Genomic DNA, 16466 nt, shown 5'->3' with positions numbered 1-16466 from the left:
CCACCATCCGTCCGCATTTCGATGTTTGCCGCCGACCCCTCCACGTGTTTACGGTCGAGAACCGCTCAGTTCCCCGTATCCCATTCGAGGACGCATTCATCATGAAGCAGTCTGCTGCCAAGACCCTCGGCGTCGCCGCTCTCGGCGCCGCCTTCGCCGCCGTCGGTGCGGGCGCCGCGAACGCCGCCCCCGCGGTCCCGGACGCCACCCAGGCCCTGGACGGCGTCACCAGGACGCTGCCGGCGGAGAACGTGGCCCAGGCGCTGCCCGGCGCCGGGCAGGCGCTGACCCAGGCCCAGCCGGCGCTGGCCGCGGGCCTGACCGCCGCCCAGCCGGTCGCCGGGAAGCTGCTGGCCGGGGGCCCCACCGCGCCCGTCGCCGGTCTGCTCGGCGGACTGCCGCTGCAGGGCCTGCCCACGCACGGTCTGCCGGTCAACGGCATCCCGCTGGGCTGAGCGGCTCCGCCCTCCACGCACCGCGCCGTCGGGGCGCACCCGGTGGTCCCGGGTGCGCCCCGACGGCGTCATGGCCGAGCGGCCGTCACCAGGCGGCGCGGGCCGCCTTGTCCTCCGAGGGGAACAGCACCCACAGCGCTATGTAGAGCAGGAACTGCGGGCCCGGCAGCAGACAGGAGAGCACGAAGATCACGCGCATCGTGGTCGCGGAGGTGCCGAAGCGCCGGGCCAGCGCGGCGCACACTCCGCCGATCATGCGGCCGTTGGTGGGGCGGGCGAGGCGGGACATCTGCGGCTCCTTCGTGAGCGTCTGGGGGAGACGGCCCTTGCGGCTGCTCCATCTGACGTCAACGCTACGGTGACGAAGGGGACGAAGCGTCGCTCTATGGGGCGATGCCGACCCTGGGAATCCTCGGGGTCAGACCCTGAGCCGCGTCCTCCTGACGGACCGGGGCGGACGGCCGGTGCTCGTCCCTGCGGCGCAGCCGTGCGCGCACCGCGGGCACCACCGCGACATGCGCCAGCGCCACGCCCACGGTGTTCAGCAGCATCGAGTCCACGTCCACGACCTGACCGGGCACCCCGGTCTGCAACAGTTCGATCCCCAGCGACAGCAGCGCGCCCGCCGTGACCGTGCGGACCAGGGAGGCGAACGGCGAGACCCGGACCCGTCCGCCCACCAGCGGCAGCAGGACGCCGAGCGGGGCCAGCAGCCCCAGCCCCGTGCCGATCCGCCGGGCCGCCTCGGGCCAGCCCAGCCTCAGGTCGGCGCGGATGCCGTCGAAGGGATGCAGATTGGCCGGGAGCACCCAGGGGACGTCCAGCGGGCGCAGCGTGACCCAGGCGACGAACACGAGGTGGGCGGCCAGGAGAACAATCCCGGTCGCGCGGATGCGGATCGCGGCGCTGCCGCCGATGGAGCCTTGACGCTGCACGCCCCCCAAGACGCGCCCCCCGGCACGATCGGTTCCGGGCCGCTTCCCGCCGTCGGCGCGCGCCCCCGCGCCCGCCGCCGCGGGACGGACGGTGACCTGCGACGACGACGCCCGCGGGCCCTCGCGTGAGGCGTCCGCCACACGCGCCGTCCGGCCCCCTGCCGCCCGTCACACCCGCCGTCCGGCCTCCTGCCGCCCGTCACACCCGCCTCCTGCCTGCCGGGGACCGGCGGCCGGCGGCTCAGCCGTCGTTCGTGACCGGCGCCGACGGGGGTCCGGCGCTCCCGGGGCGGGAACGGACCTCGTCGGTGCAGGCATAGCGGCGCACCGGGGTCGACCCCGGTCCGCCCAGGACCACCGAGCCGTCCCCCTCCGCGGCCGCCGAGTCCGAGAAGGTGCAGACCAGTTGGGCGAGCGCGTACGAGGTGAGGTTCCCGGGCGGGGTGCTCAGCCGCAGGGTGTCGTCCGGGTCCTTCGGGCCCGGTCCGTGCACCGTCATCCCGCCGCGCACGTCCGTGGTGTACCCGGCCTCCTTCTCGGCCGCCGACGGCGACTCGGCCAGCTCGTCCAGCAGGCCCTGCGCTACCAGCGCGCGCCGCGCGGAGTCCGCCGCGCCGTCCGGCACCCGCACGGACCGGTCCACCGCCACCAGCGAGGAACCGCACAGCAGGAACACCTGCACCGGCACGCCCGCGCGCGCGGCCTGCGTCGTGACGTCCGGCTCGGCGAGCGAGCAGCGCACCCGGGAGGGCGCCGGCCCGAAGTCGGTCGGCACCTCGGTGGCCCGGATGCCGCAGCCGGCGAGCACCGTGGCCGCCAGGGCGGCCAGCACCGGCCCGGCGCACCGCCGTCGTACGGTCGCACGGCTCGTCGTCACGTCGCGTCCCCCTTGTCCGGCACGGGGCGCACGCCCTGCTCGCCGGCGTCGCCGACCCCGTCGTCCTCGCCGTCGTGTTCCGTTTCCTCGGAGACGCCCCGGGGCAGCCGCAGCGTGAACACCGCGCCGCCCTGCGGGGAGTTGGCGGCCGTGATCTCGCCCCCGTGGATGTGCGCGTTCTCCAGGGCGATGGACAGGCCGAGCCCGCTGCCCTCGGAGCGCGGCCGCGAGGCGCTCGCCTTGTAGAACCGGTCGAAGACGTGCGGCAGCACGTCCTCGGGGATGCCGGGCCCGTGGTCGCGCACCGCGATCACCACCGAGTCGTCCGCCGTCGACACCGACACCCGCACCGGCGACCCGCCGTGCTTGAGCGCGTTGCCGATGAGGTTGGCCAGGATGACGTCCAGACGGCGCGGATCGAGCAGGGCGTGGATGCCGCGCTCCGCGTCCAGGTCGACGGCGTCCAGCCAGGCCCGCGCGTCGATGCAGGCGGTGATCTGGTCGGCGACGTCGACGTCGTCCAGGACCAGCCGGGCCGTTCCCGCGTCGAAGCGGGTGACCTCCATCAGGTTCTCGACGAGGTTGTTCAGCCGCCGCGTCTCGCTGACCACCAGCCGCACCGCGGGCTCGATCATCGGGTCGATGCTGCCTGACTCGGCGTCCAGCTCCTCCTCCAGCACCTCCGCGACGGTGGTGATGGCCGTCAGCGGCGTCCGCAGCTCGTGCGACATGTCGGCGACGAACCGGCGCGAGGCCTCGTCACGGGCGGCCATGTCGTCGACCCGCTTCTCCAGCGCCTCGGCCGTGCGGTTGAACGTCCGCGACAGGTCGGCCAGTTCGTCCGTCCCGGAGACGCGCAGCCGAGTGTCCAGCCGCCCCTCGCCGAGCCGGCGCGCCGCCACGCCCAGCCGGTGCACCGGCTTCAGGACGGTCGTGGCGGCGGCCTGCGCGAGCAGCGCGGCCCCGACCAGCGCCAGGGCGGTGGCGATCCCCAGCGACCACGCCAGCGAGTTGAGGTCCTTGGCCTCCGGCTCCAGCGACTTGCGCATGTACCCGGTCGGCCCGCCCCCGATCACCCTCGTGCCGGCCACCAGGTACGGCGTCCCGTGGTCCACCACCCGCTGCCAGTACAGGTGGTACGGCGACGTGTTGCCGCCCGTGACGTCCTGCTGCCGGTTCACCGCGGTGCGCAGCGATCCGGGCACGTCGTCCAGCGAGAACCCGTTCAGGCCGCCCGAACTGCCGTAGACGGTGTGGCCGCCGCCGTCCGCGGCCACCAGCAGCACGCTGAAGCGCTGGCTGCTGTTGGCCATCTGCCCGGCGGTGTGCTGGAGCTCGTCCTGTGACGGGTTCTCCGGCAGCGCACCGGCCCGGTTCTGCATCTCCTGCTCGAAGTCGCGCAGCACCGAACCCTGGGTGCGGGTCAGCACCGCCTCGCGGTTGAGCCAGTACGCGATGCCGGACGCGGACACCGCGGCGGTCAGCGCCACCGCGCCGAAGACCACGACCAGCCGCAGGCGCAGGCTGGTCAGACGCAGCCGTGACACTTTCTTCCTGCGCGCCGCGGACCAGCCGCGGAGCCCCCCTTGCGCCTGGGTCACTGAGGGGCGTCCAGGCGGTAGCCGACGCCGCGCACGGTACGGATCAGGACGGGCGACGACGGCACGTCCTCCACCTTGGCCCGCAGCCGCTGGACACAGGCGTCCACCAGCCGCGAGTCGCCCAGGTAGTCGTGCTCCCACACCAGGCGCAGCAACTGCTGCCGGGACAGCGCCTGGCCGGGCCGCCGGCTCAGTTCGAGCAGCAGCCGCAGCTCGGTCGGCGTGAGCTGAAGATCCTCGCCGTTCTTCGTCACGGTCATCGCGGCGCGGTCGATGACGAGGCTGCCGAAGGTCGCCGCGTCGCTCGACTCGCGCTCGCCGCGGCGCAGCACGGCCCGGATCCGGGCGTCCAGCACCCGGCCCTGGATGGGCTTGACGACGTAGTCGTCGGCCCCGGACTCCAGCCCGACGACCACGTCGATGTCGTCGCTGCGCGCGGTGAGCAGGATGATCGGCAACTGGTCGGTGCGCCGGATGCGACGGCACACCTCGAAGCCGTCGATGCCGGGCAGCATCACGTCCAGCACGATCAGATCCGGCCGTTGCTCGCGCAGCAGCTTCAGACCGTCCTCACCGCTCGCAGCGGTCGCCACCCGGTGTCCCTGGCGCGTCAGTGAGAGCTCCAGGGCCGTACGGATGGCGTCGTCGTCCTCGATCAGCAACAGGGAAGGCACGGGCTCATTCTGGCCCATGAGGGGGCTGTCGTTCGACCTGTGGGGCAGGGCCCGTTCGGCGGCGGGCGCCGGAGCGGGGCGGCCGCGGGGGCGCGCACGGCGTGCGGCGGGCCGTCGGCGTCCCGCGGCCACCGGCGCCCGATTCGTGCGCCCGCCCGGTCCGCAGCCCCTGGACCTGCGGTTTCGAGCCACACGGACGACCCCTCGGGAGCGCGCGGGGGCCGCCTGCCCGCCCCGACCGGACGACCCCCGCCGCCCTCGCCGGACGGCGCGCACCCCGTCCCGGCCGACCGGGAACCCGGTCACGAGGACGCCGCCCCCGTCGAACACACCCGCCGCCGGCCCGGCGCCCCCGTACCGCGCACGACTGTGGACGATCCGTGCGTCCGCGGTGACGGGCCCCTGTGACAGGTCTGTGACAGTCGGCGGACACGGCGATGAAGTGGCCCGGGCAATCTTTTCGTCACAAGGCAGGGCGACGCCGAACAGCACAGCGGAGCCCGGCCGAGTGGGAGACCGAACACCGTAAGTCCACGACGGGGGGCGCGAGATGAACACGCTGCACGGTATGAGCACCAACGCAGTCGCAGTCGTCACGCGTCTGCACGACGTGAACCGGGGTTCCGAGAAGTCCGGCGCGGTGACCGCTCGGGGGTGCGGTCGTGGCGCCGGGCGTCAGCACACCGCCTACATGACGGTGGTGGACGCGGGGGAACAGGCGGCTCACGGGGGAGCCGCGTACGGGGAGGACACGGGGGAGCGTCGCTCCCTGACCGAGGCGGAGTTCACCGCCTACGTCCAGGAGCGCCGCGCCTCCCTGTACGCCACCGCCTACCACCTCACCGGCGACCGCTTCGAGGCCGAGGACCTGTTGCAGAGCGCCCTGTTCTCGACCTACCGGGCATGGGAGCGGATCAGCGACAAGGCCGCGGTCGGCGGATACCTCCGCCGGACCATGACCAACCTGCACATCAGCGCGTGGCGCCGCCGCAAGCTGAACGAGTACCCGACCGAGGAACTGCCGGAGACGCCCGGCGACACGGACGCGATGCGCGGCACGGAGCTGCGCGCGGTCCTGTGGCAGGCGCTGGCCCGGCTGCCCGAACTCCAGCGGACGATGCTGGTCCTGCGCTACTACGAGGGCCGCACCGACCCGGAGATCGCGGAGATCCTCGACATCAGTGTCGGCACGGTGAAGTCCAGCATCTGGCGCTCGCTGCGCCGGCTGCGCGAGGACGAGGTCCTCAGCTTCGGCCGTGACGAGGAGGACGCCTTCGGGGAGCTTGTGGCCTGAGGGTGAACGGGGGAAGGCCCGGCTCCGCTCGACGGAGCCGGTGAACGGGGGAAACACGGGGGAGCGGTACCGGGGGGACCCGACGGGGGACGTCAGGGGGAGCGGTACCGCGCAAGCACCACCCCGGGGGGGAACGGGGAAACAGGGGAAAAGGGGAAGCACGGGGGAAAGAGAGGGAGCGGGACTGGAGGGCCGGGGGGTCCGTCCAGTCCCGCTTCTTCGCGTCCGCCCGCCGGCACGGCCGGCCGGTCCGCGTCGCCCGCCGCCCGCCCGCCTGTCGTCCTAGACGGTCGTGTGCGCCGTCGGGCTGCTGTCGGCCGACGCCGCGGCGGCCAGCCGGGCCATCGCCTCGTCGCGGTCGCACGCGTGCGCGCCCAGCGCGGTCTGGCGGGCCACGATGGAGCGTTCGGCGCGCATCAGGCGCCAGCCGCGGCGCAGCAGGAAGGGCACCGACTTGCGGCCCTCCTTCAGATCGCGCAGGAAGCGGCGCCGGAACGTCTTCACCGGACCGCGGCTCAGGCACAGGGCGTCGGCCAGGACGCCCAGCTCCCGGCAGCGGTTCACGATCTCGGCGGCGAAGATGCCCTCCGCGAGGAACAGCGGCGGCCGCCCGATCGCGATCTCCTCCTCGCCCGTGCGGGCGCTGAGCGCGATGTCGTACACGGGAACGTTCGTGCGGCCGGTGGCGCACAGCTCCACGATCGCGGCGACGGCCGCGTCCGCGTCCCACGAGCCGGGGTGGTCCCAGTCGATGTCGGAACTCCCCGCGACGAGCGGCAGCGTCGGGTCGTCGCCCTCCTTGTAGAAGTCGTCGAGCCGCAGAACCGGGAGGCCGCAGCGGGCGGCGAGCAGGGACTTGCCGGAGCCGGAAGGGCCGCAGAGCAGCACGACTCGCGTGGGTATGGGCGGAGGGGAGGTCACGGGACACCAGTGTGAGGCATACCCCGGGCCGTCAACGACCCCGCGGGTCGGCTTTGATGCGCGCGTCACACCTCAACTACCCTTCGTGTCGACCGGATCACCTTGCGCAGCAGAAGGCGGCATTGACGATGGCCCGACACGCATCCCCCCAGACCTCCACCGGCCGGCGCGCCCTCGCCGCCCTCGCGACCGCCGGAGTGGCGCTGGGCGCGGGCGCCGGGAGCGCCGCGGCGGCCACCGGCGAGCCCGCCGTCGATCTGGTGCGCACGAGCCCCACCTCGGTCGGCCGGATCGACCCGCAGGCGGGTTTGCAGGGCGCGCTGGGCTCCCTGACCTACGTCACCGGCGCGGTCTCCGGTCTCAAGCCCAACCCGCTGGCGGGCACCGGCGTCGACCCCCTCGACAACGGCGTCGGCACCCAGCTCGCCGACTTCAAGCCGCTGACCTCGCAGATGCTCACCGGCCCGGTGGCGCAGGCGCAGTCGATCGGTTCGATCCCGGTGGTGGGGGACGTCGCGAAGGTGCTCGGCGGCTGACCTCGCCGCACGGCACGGCGCACGGAAGCCGCGCCGCCCCCGGACGGAGGGGCGGCGCGGCTTCCGCGTGCGCGGGGGCGCCCGGGGCTCCTGCCGGGCCCGGGGCGAGCGCCCCTAGTAGGACGAGCCGGACGCGCCCAGCGAGCCCGTCGGGTGCCAGACCGTCTTCGTCTCCAGGAAGGCCGTCAGGCGGTCGGTGCCCGGAACCGCCGACCAGTCGTCCACAGGCTGTGGACGAAGGACGCGCTTGAGGTTGTCCGCCGCCGCGATCTCCAGCTCCTTCGCCAGCGCCTCGTCGGCGCCCGCGAGGTCGATCGCGTTGACGTCCTGGTGCGAGGCCAGCGGCGCGGCGATCTCCGCCGTCCGGCCCGACAGGACGTTGACGACGCCGCCGGGGACGTCCGAGGTGGCCAGCACCTCGCCGAGGGAGAGCGCGGGGAGCGGGGCGCGCTCGCTCGCGATCACGATCGCCGTGTTGCCCGTGGCGATCACCGGGGCCAGCACCGACACCAGCCCCAGGAACGACGACTCCTGCGGCGCGAGGACCGCGACCACGCCCGTCGGCTCGGGCGAGGAGAGGTTGAAGTAGGGGCCCGCGACCGGGTTTCCGCCGCCCACGACCTGGGCGATCTTGTCGGTCCAGCCCGCGTACCAGACCCAGCGGTCGATCGTCGCCCCGACCTGCTCGGCCGCCCTGGACTTCGACACGCCCTCGGCGTCGGCCACCTCGTGGACGAACTGGCCCCGGCGGCCCTCCAGCATCTCGGCGACGCGGTAGAGGACCTGGCCCCGGTTGTACGCCGTCGCCCCGGCCCAGCCGCCGAACGCCTTGCGCGCGGCGACGACCGCGTCACGGGCGTCCTTGCGGGAGGACTGCGGCGCGTTGGCCAGCCACTTGCCCTTGGAGTCCGTCACCTCGTACACCCGGCCGCTCTCGGAACGCGGGAACTTCCCGCCGACGTACAGCTTGTAGGTCTTCAGCACGGACAGTCGGTCAGACATCGAGGTACGCCTCCAGGCCGTGGCGGCCGCCCTCGCGGCCGAATCCCGACTCCTTGTAGCCGCCGAACGGCGAGGTGGGGTCGAACTTGTTGAACGTGTTGGACCAGACGACGCCGGCCCGGAGCTTGTTCGCGACGGCGAGGATCCGGGAGCCCTTCTCCGTCCAGATGCCCGCCGAGAGGCCGTACGGCGTGTTGTTGGCCTTGGCGACGGCCTCGTCCGGCGTGCGGAAGGTCAGCACCGACAGGACCGGGCCGAAGATCTCGTCGCGGGCGACGGTGTGGGCCTGGGTGACGTTCGTGAACAGCGTGGGCGCGAACCAGTAGCCCGAGGTGGGCAGTTCGCAGGCCGGGGACCAGCGCTCGGCGCCCTCCGCCTCGCCCTGCTCGACAAGCGTGGTGATGCGCGCCAGCTGCTCGGCGGAGTTGATCGCGCCGATGTCGGTGTTCTTGTCGAGCGGGTCGCCGAGGCGCAGCGTCGACAGACGGCGCTTGAGCGACTCCAGCAGCTCCTCCTGGATCGACTCCTGGACCAGCAGACGGCTGCCCGCGCAGCAGACCTGTCCCTGGTTGAAGAAGATGCCGCTCACGATGCCCTCGACGGCCTGGTCGATCGGGGCGTCGTCGAAGACGATGTTCGCGCCCTTGCCGCCCAGTTCGAGGGTGAGCTTCTTGCGGCTGCCCGCGACCGTGCGCGCGATCTCCTTGCCGACGGCCGTGGAGCCGGTGAAGGCCACCTTGTTCACGTCGGGGTGGCCGACGAGCGCCGCGCCGGCGTCGCCGTAGCCGGGGAGGATGTTGACGACGCCCTTCGGCAGGCCCGCCTGACGGCAGACGTCCGCGAAGAACAGGGCGGACAGCGGGGTCGTCTCGGCGGGCTTCAGGACCACCGTGTTGCCCGTGGCGAGCGCCGGGGCGATCTTCCACGCCAGCATCAGCAGCGGGAAGTTCCACGGGATGACCTGGCCGGCCACGCCCAGCGGGCGCGGGTCCGCGCCGAAGCCGGCGTGGCCGAGCTTGTCGGCCCAGCCCGCGTAGTAGAAGAAGTGCGCGGCGACCAGGGGCAGGTCGGCGTCGCGCGTCTCCCTGATCGGCTTGCCGTTGTCCAGGGTCTCCAGGACGGCCAGCTCGCGGGAGCGCTCCTGGATGATGCGGGCGATGCGGAAGAGGTACTTCGCACGCTCGGCGCCCGGCAGCGCGGACCACTTCTCGAAGGCCTTGCGGGCGGCCCGTACGGCACGGTCGACGTCCGCCTCGCCCGCCCGGGCGATCTCGGAGAGGACCTCCTCGGTGGACGGCGAGACGGTCTTGAAGACCTGGCCGTCGGCCGCCTCGGTGAACTCGCCGTCGATGAACAGGCCGTACGAGGGGGCGATGTCCACGACCGAGCGGGACTCGGGCGCGGGGGCGTACTCGAACGCGGAGGTGAATACGGATGCCATGGTGATCAGTCCACCGTCACGTAGTCGGGGCCGGAGTAGCGGCCGGTGGCCAGCTTCTGACGCTGCATCAGCAGATCGTTCAGGAGCGAGGAGGCGCCGAAGCGGAACCAGTGGTTGTCGAGCCAGTCCCCGCCCGCGGTCTCGTTGACCAGCACCAGGAACTTGATCGCGTCCTTGCTGGTGCGGATGCCGCCGGCCGGCTTCACGCCGACCTGGACGCCGGTCTGCGCGCGGAAGTCGCGCACGGCCTCCAGCATGAGCAGGGTGTTGGCGGGGGTGGCGTTGACGGCGACCTTGCCGGTGGACGTCTTGATGAAGTCCGCCCCGGCCAGCATGCCGAGCCAGCTCGCCCGCCGGATGTTGTCGTACGTCGACAGCTCGCCCGTCTCGAAGATGACCTTGAGGCGTGCGGCCCCCGAGGCCTCCTTCACGGCGACGATCTCGTCGTACACCTTCATGTACCGGCCCGCGAGGAACGCCCCGCGGTCGATGACCATGTCGATCTCGTCGGCGCCCGCGGCGACCGCGTCGCGCACGTCGGCCAGCTTCACGTCGAGGGCGGCGCGGCCGGCCGGGAACGCCGTGGCGACCGAGGCGACCTTCACGCCGGAACCGGCGACGGCCTCCTTGGCCACGGCCACCATGTCGGGGTAGACGCAGACCGCGGCCGTGCCGGGGGCCGTGCGGTCGGTCGGGTCGGGGCGTACCGCCTTCGCGCCGAGCGCCCGGACCTTGCCCGGGGTGTCCGCGCCTTCCAGCGTCGTCAGGTCGACCATCGAGATGGCGAGGTCGATGGCGTACGCCTTCGCGGTCGTCTTGATGGAACGGGTGCCGAGCGCGGCGGCGCGCGCCTCCAGGCCGACCGCGTCGACGCCGGGCAGCCCGTGGAGGAAGCGGCGCAGCGTGCTGTCGGACGAGGTGACGTCCGAGAGGGCGCGGGCCGCGCTGGGTGCATTGGTGGGCATGGTCACCAGACGAGCATATCTACGCGCGTAGCGGGTGTACACCCCCGGAAGTCGTCGCGGTGCTCGGGGCGTGCCGGGGCTCCGCGTGGGACCGGGCGCCGGGCGTCGGGCAGAATCGGGCCCATGACGAGCCCGGAAGACCAGTCACCAGCGCCGCGGCCCTCGGGGCCCTCGGAACCCTCGGGTCCCGTGATCAGGGACCGCGTGTACCGGTCGTCCGCGGGCATCGCCGGCGGCGTCGTGATGCTCGCCCTCGTCGGCTGGCTCGGCATCGACGCGATCGTCGCGGGCGAGGGGCGCACCCCGTGGCTGGCGCTCGCCGCGATGATCCTCCTCGTCCCGCTGATCGTCTCCCTGACCCTGCGGCCCGCCGTGTTCGCCGGTCACGAGCAGGTGCGGGTGCGCAACCCCTTCCGGGTGATCACGCTGCCCTGGGGACAGGTCGCCACGCTGCGCTCCGGTTACTCCAACGAGGTCCTCACCGTCGCCGGGACCAAGTACCAGCTGTGGTCCATCCCCGTCTCGCTGCGGGCCCGCAAGCGGGCGAACCGCCGGCAGACGCGTGCGGCCGCCGGGCAGGAGGGCCGGGGCGGCCGCGGCGCGCTCGGCGGCGGTCTCGGACGCGGGGGCGCGGCCTCGGGGGACGCCTCCGCGCGCGCCGGCGGCGACCGGGCCATGGAGGACCTGCGCGAGCTGTGGGAGGCGCACGAGAAGGACGAGAACGCACAGGGCGAGGTGAGCGTCCGCTGGGCCTGGGAGATCCTCGGCCCGGCCGCCGCGGGGGCCGTCGTCCTGGCGATCCTGCTGGCCGCGGGCTGAGCCACGGCGGTCGCCGGGCGAGGGCGTCCGGCGCGGCAGTCCGGGCGGCCGGCCCGGTCGTGCGGTGCGGGCGCCCGGGACGGGCGGGTGCGGTGGCCGCGGGCGGATCGGTCGCGTGCGGCGGTCGGGTGCGGCGGTCGGGTGCGGGGCGGCCGTGTCGGCGGGGGAGCCGTTCGGCGGTCGTGCACGGCTTTTCGGAGGCGGCGACGGGGGCCGGTGGGCCGCCGGGCCGCCCGACGGCGCGGGTCGGTCGCGTGCGGCCCTCGACGGGACGGGCTTCGGGACGGCAGGGGGAGACGGAAGACGATGGGTGCGCGCTCCGGTGGAGTGTCGCGGTTGCCGTCCGGCGCGGTGGCGCCCGACGGGATCGCGGCGTGGGACGGCGGGTCGGCGCTGCGCTGGACACGGGCGCTGCCCGCGCGCGGGGTGCCCGTGCGGGCGCCCGAGTGGGCCTTCGCGGCGCTGCCGCCGGCGGCGGTGGCGGGCGCGGGACTGCTGGGCGGGTACGGCGGGCTGCCCGCGTGGGGCGCCGCCCTGGTCGCCCTGAGCCTGGTGTGGCCGGTGCTCCGGCCCGAGGCGGCCGCCGTCGGGGCTCCCGTCGGCGTCGTCCTCGTGCTGACGACCGGGGACGGGCTTCCGCTGCCGGTGCGCGTCGGGCTCGCGGCCTGGCAGACCGGCCTCTGGGCCGCCGTCGGCCTGCGGCTGGCGGCGCGCCGACGGCAGCGGGCGGCGGCCCTCGCCGCTGCCGGGGGCACGACGGCCGTGGCGCCGGACGGCATGGGCGGGCGCGCGCCGCGCGGGACGTTCCTGCTGGGGGGCGGGCTCGTCCTGCTCGCCGCCGGTGGCGTCCTGCGGGCCGTCGCGGCCCTGCGGGACGGCCCCGGCGGCCCGAACGCGGTCCCGGCCGCGGGCTGGTGCCTCGCCGGCCTCGGACTCACGGTGCTGCTCTCCGCGGCCCTGGCCCGCCGCCGTGCCGTCGGGCCGCGCTGTGGGCCGGTCCCGGTGCTGCGGGTGCTGGCGCGGGTGAACGGCGACCTGGAGACGGAGGTCTACGCCGCCGACGACCTCGCCGCCCGGCGCCCCCTGTTCACGGTGTCCACCGCCGACGGCGCCGGCACGCCGGACGACCGCGCCGAGAAGGCGGGGGAGACGGGGGAGACGGGGGACACGGAGCAGGCGGCCAGGGACCTCGCGGAGGCCGCGGGCCGGGCGAACGGCCCGCGTACGGCGGAGCCGGAGTCCGCGCAGGAGGCGGGTGACGCCGGTCGGGCGGAGCACCGGGAGGCGGACGAGGCGAGCGCGCTGCGCGAGCTGGTCGAACGGGCCGACTCCGGTCGGGCCGGGCCGTTGCGGGAGGCCGTGCTGTACGGGACGCCCTACGACGGCGCCGAGGTCGTGTTGCTCGCGGCCGCCGCGAAGGACGGCGCCGCGCCCGTGGTGGAGACGTCCCTGGGACCCGTGCGGCCGGTGACCGGGGCCGCCCTGCGGCGGCGGGGCAGGGCCGAGCGGGACCGGGCCGTCCGCGAGGGCCGTCGCGGGGAGCGGCGCGAGGCGGCCGTCGCCGCCGCGGCCGCCCGGGCCGAGGAGGCCGGCCCGCGGGGATGCGAGCGGATACCCCGGTGGCGCGCCGGATGGGCCGACTGGCTCCTGGTCGCGCCGGCCGCGCTGTTCCTCGCGCTCCTGTGCACGGACCCCTCGTGGCGGGGTTCCCTGTACGGCCTCGCGGCGCCCCTGATCGCCGCCCTGATAGCGCCCCGTCGGCTCCTGTGGCGGATCACGGCCGACCGCGACGGCCTGTGGTTCAACGGGCTGTGGGGCGTCCGCCGCCTGGCCTGGGAGGACGTCCGGGCCGTCGAGTACGAGGGCGGCCGGCTGCGGATACGCGCCACGCGCGCGTCGTTCGACGACTGGCGGGTGGTCTCCTTCCGCTGGCCGTGGCTGGAGCGCAGGCTCGGCGTGCCGCACCCGTACGAGCGGACGGCCGCCGAGATCACCGTGCTCTGGCGGGACCCGGCGACGCGGCCGGCGGGCCAGGCCGACGAGCGGCTGCGCGGGCGGGCGCTGTGGCCGCAGGCGGTCGTCCTCGGAGCGCTGGCGGCGGGCGCGGTCGTCTTCCTGCGCTGACGGCGGCGCAGGATTTGCGGGCCGGTCCCGGTCGGGTCAGTGGCAGGGGCCGCGCCGGCCGAGGGTCTCCACGGGGGTCGCGTCGGGGCGGGTCCACTGCGGGACGGGGCGGCTGGTCGGACCCCAGGTGGCGTCGCCGTCCGCGTCCGAGCGCCAGTACCAGCAGGGGTGGTCCCCCTCGGGCCGGCCCTCGGGACCGTCCTGCCATGCCTCACGGCGCCCGTACGGCGTCATGTCCAGCAGGGCGAACGACCCGCTGAACGCCTCGTTGCCGCGGCCCGTCGTGGAGTACGTGAGGAAGACGCGGTCGCCGTCGCGCAGGAAGCAGGCGAGGTGGCCCATGGCGCCGCCGACCGGCTCGGCCAGGTCGCGCACCGAGTACCACGGCCGGGTGTAGCCCATGAACGCGACGAACGGGGCCACCTCCTCCCACGGGCCGGTGGTCAGCACGGCGAACGACACGCCGCGGGCGTCGAGGTAGACCGTGTCCCTCAGGTGCCAGGCCACCATCGTGCAGCCCTCGCACTGCCCCTGGTGCGGCGCGCCGTCGTACCACATGTGCTTGTAGACCACGAGCTCGTCGCGGCCCTGGAACAGGTCCAGGAAGGGGACCGGGCCGTCCGGGCCGACGACCTCGACCGTGCCGTCGCACTCCAGCATCGGCAGCCGGCGGCGGGCGGCGGCGATGGCGTCGCCCTCCCGGGTGTGGGCCTTCTCGCGCAGCAGGAGCTCGTCGCGGGCGGCCTGCCACGCGGCCGCGTCGACGACGGGCGGGAGGCCGGGCGAGGCGGCGGTGGGACGGTCCGTCGCGGCGGTCGGCCGGTCCGGGGTGGTCGTCATGGCGTCCTCCGTGGTGTCTGGTGCCGGGCGCCGTGGGGGCGTCGGACGACGTCCCCACGGTCACGGGTGCAGACCGGAGAAGCGGGTGGAACTCATCGCGGCGGGCCCGGAGCGCGCCCGGCCGCCGGGCCTGCTGCGGGCCCGCCCCGGCGTGCGCTCCCCGGCGGGGTCCGCCGAGGAGCGCGGGGTCAGATGCCGGCCGCCGCCGACAGGTCCCGCTTGATCGTGGCGAGGACGGCGTCCGCCTGCGCGCGGGCCGACGGCAGGCCGTCGTGGCCGGCGACCGGGATCACGACCTCCAGGTAGCACTTCAGCTTCGGCTCCGTGCCGCTGGGCCGGACGATGACCCGCGCGCCGTCGAGCGTGTAGCGCAGGCCGTCGGTGGGCGGCAGCGTGTCCGTGCCCTGGGTGAGGTCCTCCGCCCGGGTGACGGCCAGGCCCGCCAGCGAGGCCGGGGGCCGCGCGCGCAGCCGCTCCATCGCGCGGGCGATGACCGAGAGGTCCTCCACCCGCACGGACAGCTGGTCGGTGGCGTGCAGACCGTGCTCCACGGCGAGGTCGTCGAGGAGGTCCAGAAGGGTGCGGCCCTGCTCCTTGAGCTCCGAGGCGAGTTCGGTGACCAGCAGGGCGGCGGTGATGCCGTCCTTGTCGCGCACGCCCTCGGGGTCCACGCAGTAGCCGAGGGCCTCCTCGTAGCCGTAGCGCAGGCCGTCGACGCGGGCGATCCACTTGAAGCCGGTGAGGGTCTCCTCGTAGGGCAGACCCGCCTTCTCGGCGATCCGGCCGAGCAGGGACGAGGAGACGATCGACTCGGCGAACGTGCCCTGCGCGCCGCGCCGGACGAGGTGGGCGGCGAGCAGCGCGCCGACCTCGTCGCCGCGCAGCATGCGCCAGTCGCCCGCGTGCGGGACGGCCACGGCGCAGCGGTCGGCGTCCGGGTCGTTGGCGATGATCAGGTCGGGGGCGTTCGCGCGGGCCGCGGCGAAGGCCAGGTCCATCGCGCCGGGCTCCTCCGGGTTGGGGAAGGCCACGGTGGGGAACTCCGGGTCGGGCTCGGCCTGCTCGGCCACGAGGACCGGCGCCGGGAAGCCCGCCCGGGCGAACGCGGCGAGCAGGACGTCCTTGCCGACGCCGTGCATCGCGGTGTAGACCGTGCGGGCCGTGCGGGGGGAGTCCGGGGCGAGGACGGCGTCGGTGCGGGCCAGGTAGGCGTCGAGGACGGCGTCGTCGAGGATCTCCCAGCCGCCCTCCGGGCGGGGGACCTCGTCCAGGCCGCGGACGGCGTCGATCTCCGCGGCGATCTCGGCGTCCGCGGGCGGCACGATCTGCGAGCCGTCGCCCAGGTACACCTTGTAGCCGTTGTCGCGGGGCGGGTTGTGGCTGGCCGTGACCTCGACTCCGGCGACCGCGCCCAGGTGCCTTATGGCGTACGCCAGGACGGGGGTGGGCAGCGGCCGGGGCAGGACGGCCGCGCGCAGCCCGGCGCCCGTCATGACCGCGGCCGTGTCGCGGGCGAAGTCGGCGGACTTGTGGCGGGCGTCGTAGCCGATGACGACGAGGCCGCCCTGCCGGCCCTTGCCCTTGAGGTACGCGGCGAGCCCGGCGGCGGCGCGGATGACGACCGAGCGGTTCATCCGCATGGGGCCGGCCCCCAGCTCGCCGCGCAGACCGGCGGTGCCGAACTGGAGGGTGCCGCCGAAGCGGTCGGCCAGCTCGGCGACGTCGCCGGCCTCGATGAGCCGGGCCAGTTCGGCGCGGGTCTGCGGGTCCGGGTCCTCGGCGAGCCAGGACCGGGCGCGGGAGAGGAGATCGTCGTGCACGGGAGTCAGCCTCCGGTTGCGTGGGGGACGCCGGTCGTCTTCCGGCTCGGGCCGGGGGCGACCGGCCTGCGGGAGGGCGCCCCTGTGGGGTCTGGGGGAGTGTGAGGGCCGGGCCCGTTCGGGGCCGGGACGGTGGTGCGGGGTGGGGCGGTCGTACGGGGG

At 74.8% G+C, this 16466-nt stretch carries 16 protein-coding genes; 5 read left to right on the top strand and 11 right to left on the bottom strand.

The genetic code is table 11. The annotated features are described in order from the left end of the window. The first annotated feature begins 101 nt into the window (after positions 1 to 101). Complete coding sequence (locus KMS84_RS18365; RefSeq protein WP_256917324.1) at positions 102 to 455, top strand: ATP-binding protein; 354 nt, start codon at positions 102 to 104, stop codon at positions 453 to 455. Positions 456 to 540: 85 nt separating this feature from the next. Here KMS84_RS18365 and KMS84_RS18360 read toward each other — a convergent pair whose 3' ends face one another. The 5 genes from KMS84_RS18360 to afsQ1 all read right to left on the bottom strand — a co-directional run bounded on the left by KMS84_RS18360 (position 541) and on the right by afsQ1 (position 4542). Then, positions 541 to 744 (bottom strand): PspC domain-containing protein, encoded by a 204-nt coding sequence (locus KMS84_RS18360; RefSeq protein ID WP_256917323.1) that lies wholly within the window; start codon positions 742 to 744, stop codon positions 541 to 543. A gap of 94 nt (positions 745 to 838) precedes the next feature. Next, complete coding sequence (locus KMS84_RS18355) at positions 839 to 1390, bottom strand: VanZ family protein (protein ID WP_256917322.1); 552 nt, start codon at positions 1388 to 1390, stop codon at positions 839 to 841. A gap of 241 nt (positions 1391 to 1631) precedes the next feature. Beyond that, a complete protein-coding gene (locus KMS84_RS18350; RefSeq protein WP_256917321.1) occupies positions 1632 to 2267 on the bottom strand; it encodes a hypothetical protein in 636 nt (211 codons plus the stop codon). After that, on the bottom strand, positions 2264 to 3868 hold the full coding sequence (locus KMS84_RS18345) for a sensor histidine kinase (protein ID WP_256917320.1): 1605 nt from the start codon (positions 3866 to 3868) through the stop codon (positions 2264 to 2266). The genes KMS84_RS18350 and KMS84_RS18345 overlap by 4 nt, the downstream gene beginning before the upstream one ends. Next, a complete protein-coding gene (afsQ1, locus tag KMS84_RS18340; protein ID WP_057584528.1) occupies positions 3865 to 4542 on the bottom strand; it encodes a two-component system response regulator AfsQ1 in 678 nt (225 codons plus the stop codon). Before afsQ1 ends, KMS84_RS18345 begins: the two co-directional genes overlap by 4 nt. A gap of 550 nt (positions 4543 to 5092) precedes the next feature. Here afsQ1 and KMS84_RS18335 point away from each other — a divergent pair. After that, positions 5093 to 5836 carry a SigE family RNA polymerase sigma factor gene (locus KMS84_RS18335; RefSeq protein ID WP_256917319.1) on the top strand — a complete coding sequence of 248 codons (744 nt, stop codon included), beginning with the start codon at positions 5093 to 5095 and terminating at the stop codon, positions 5834 to 5836. A gap of 282 nt (positions 5837 to 6118) precedes the next feature. Here KMS84_RS18335 and KMS84_RS18330 read toward each other — a convergent pair whose 3' ends face one another. Beyond that, positions 6119 to 6826 (bottom strand): uridine kinase, encoded by a 708-nt coding sequence (locus KMS84_RS18330; protein ID WP_256917318.1) that lies wholly within the window; start codon positions 6824 to 6826, stop codon positions 6119 to 6121. Between the two features lie 59 nt (positions 6827 to 6885). On the opposite strand from KMS84_RS18330, the gene KMS84_RS18325 reads away from it, so the two are divergent. Continuing rightward, entirely contained in the window at positions 6886 to 7293 is a 408-nt protein-coding gene (locus tag KMS84_RS18325) for a hypothetical protein (protein WP_256917317.1), read from the top strand. Between the two features lie 114 nt (positions 7294 to 7407). Here KMS84_RS18325 and KMS84_RS18320 read toward each other — a convergent pair whose 3' ends face one another. From KMS84_RS18320 to deoC, 3 genes are read right to left on the bottom strand one after another with little or no spacing between them, the layout of a single operon-like run. Next, entirely contained in the window at positions 7408 to 8295 is an 888-nt protein-coding gene (locus KMS84_RS18320; protein WP_256917316.1) for an aldehyde dehydrogenase family protein, read from the bottom strand. Then, positions 8288 to 9736: an aldehyde dehydrogenase family protein gene (locus KMS84_RS18315; protein WP_256917315.1), complete on the bottom strand. Its 1449-nt coding sequence runs from the start codon at positions 9734 to 9736 to the stop codon at positions 8288 to 8290. Before KMS84_RS18315 ends, KMS84_RS18320 begins: the two co-directional genes overlap by 8 nt. 5 nt (positions 9737 to 9741) lie before the next feature. Next, positions 9742 to 10701, bottom strand: a complete 960-nt coding sequence (gene deoC, locus KMS84_RS18310) for a deoxyribose-phosphate aldolase (RefSeq protein ID WP_256917354.1) — start codon at positions 10699 to 10701, stop codon at positions 9742 to 9744. A 123-nt stretch (positions 10702 to 10824) separates the two neighbouring features. Here deoC and KMS84_RS18305 point away from each other — a divergent pair, with 123 nt between their 5' ends. Continuing rightward, entirely contained in the window at positions 10825 to 11520 is a 696-nt protein-coding gene (locus KMS84_RS18305) for a PH domain-containing protein (protein WP_256917314.1), read from the top strand. A 306-nt stretch (positions 11521 to 11826) separates the two neighbouring features. Then, a complete protein-coding gene (locus KMS84_RS18300) occupies positions 11827 to 13644 on the top strand; it encodes a hypothetical protein (protein ID WP_256917313.1) in 1818 nt (605 codons plus the stop codon). Positions 13645 to 13680: 36 nt separating this feature from the next. Here the strand turns inward: KMS84_RS18300 and KMS84_RS18295 are convergent, their stop codons facing one another. Next, complete coding sequence (locus tag KMS84_RS18295; protein ID WP_256917312.1) at positions 13681 to 14484, bottom strand: DUF899 family protein; 804 nt, start codon at positions 14482 to 14484, stop codon at positions 13681 to 13683. Between the two features lie 188 nt (positions 14485 to 14672). Beyond that, positions 14673 to 16304 carry a phospho-sugar mutase gene (locus KMS84_RS18290; protein ID WP_256917311.1) on the bottom strand — a complete coding sequence of 544 codons (1632 nt, stop codon included), beginning with the start codon at positions 16302 to 16304 and terminating at the stop codon, positions 14673 to 14675. Positions 16305 to 16466: the final 162 nt, after the last annotated feature.

The organism is Streptomyces hilarionis, from assembly GCF_024539675.1.
Lineage (GTDB): Bacteria > Actinomycetota > Actinomycetes > Streptomycetales > Streptomycetaceae > Streptomyces > Streptomyces hilarionis.
The sequence above is the reverse complement of the archived record's forward strand: the minus strand, read 5'-3'. Positions and strand labels throughout refer to the sequence as shown.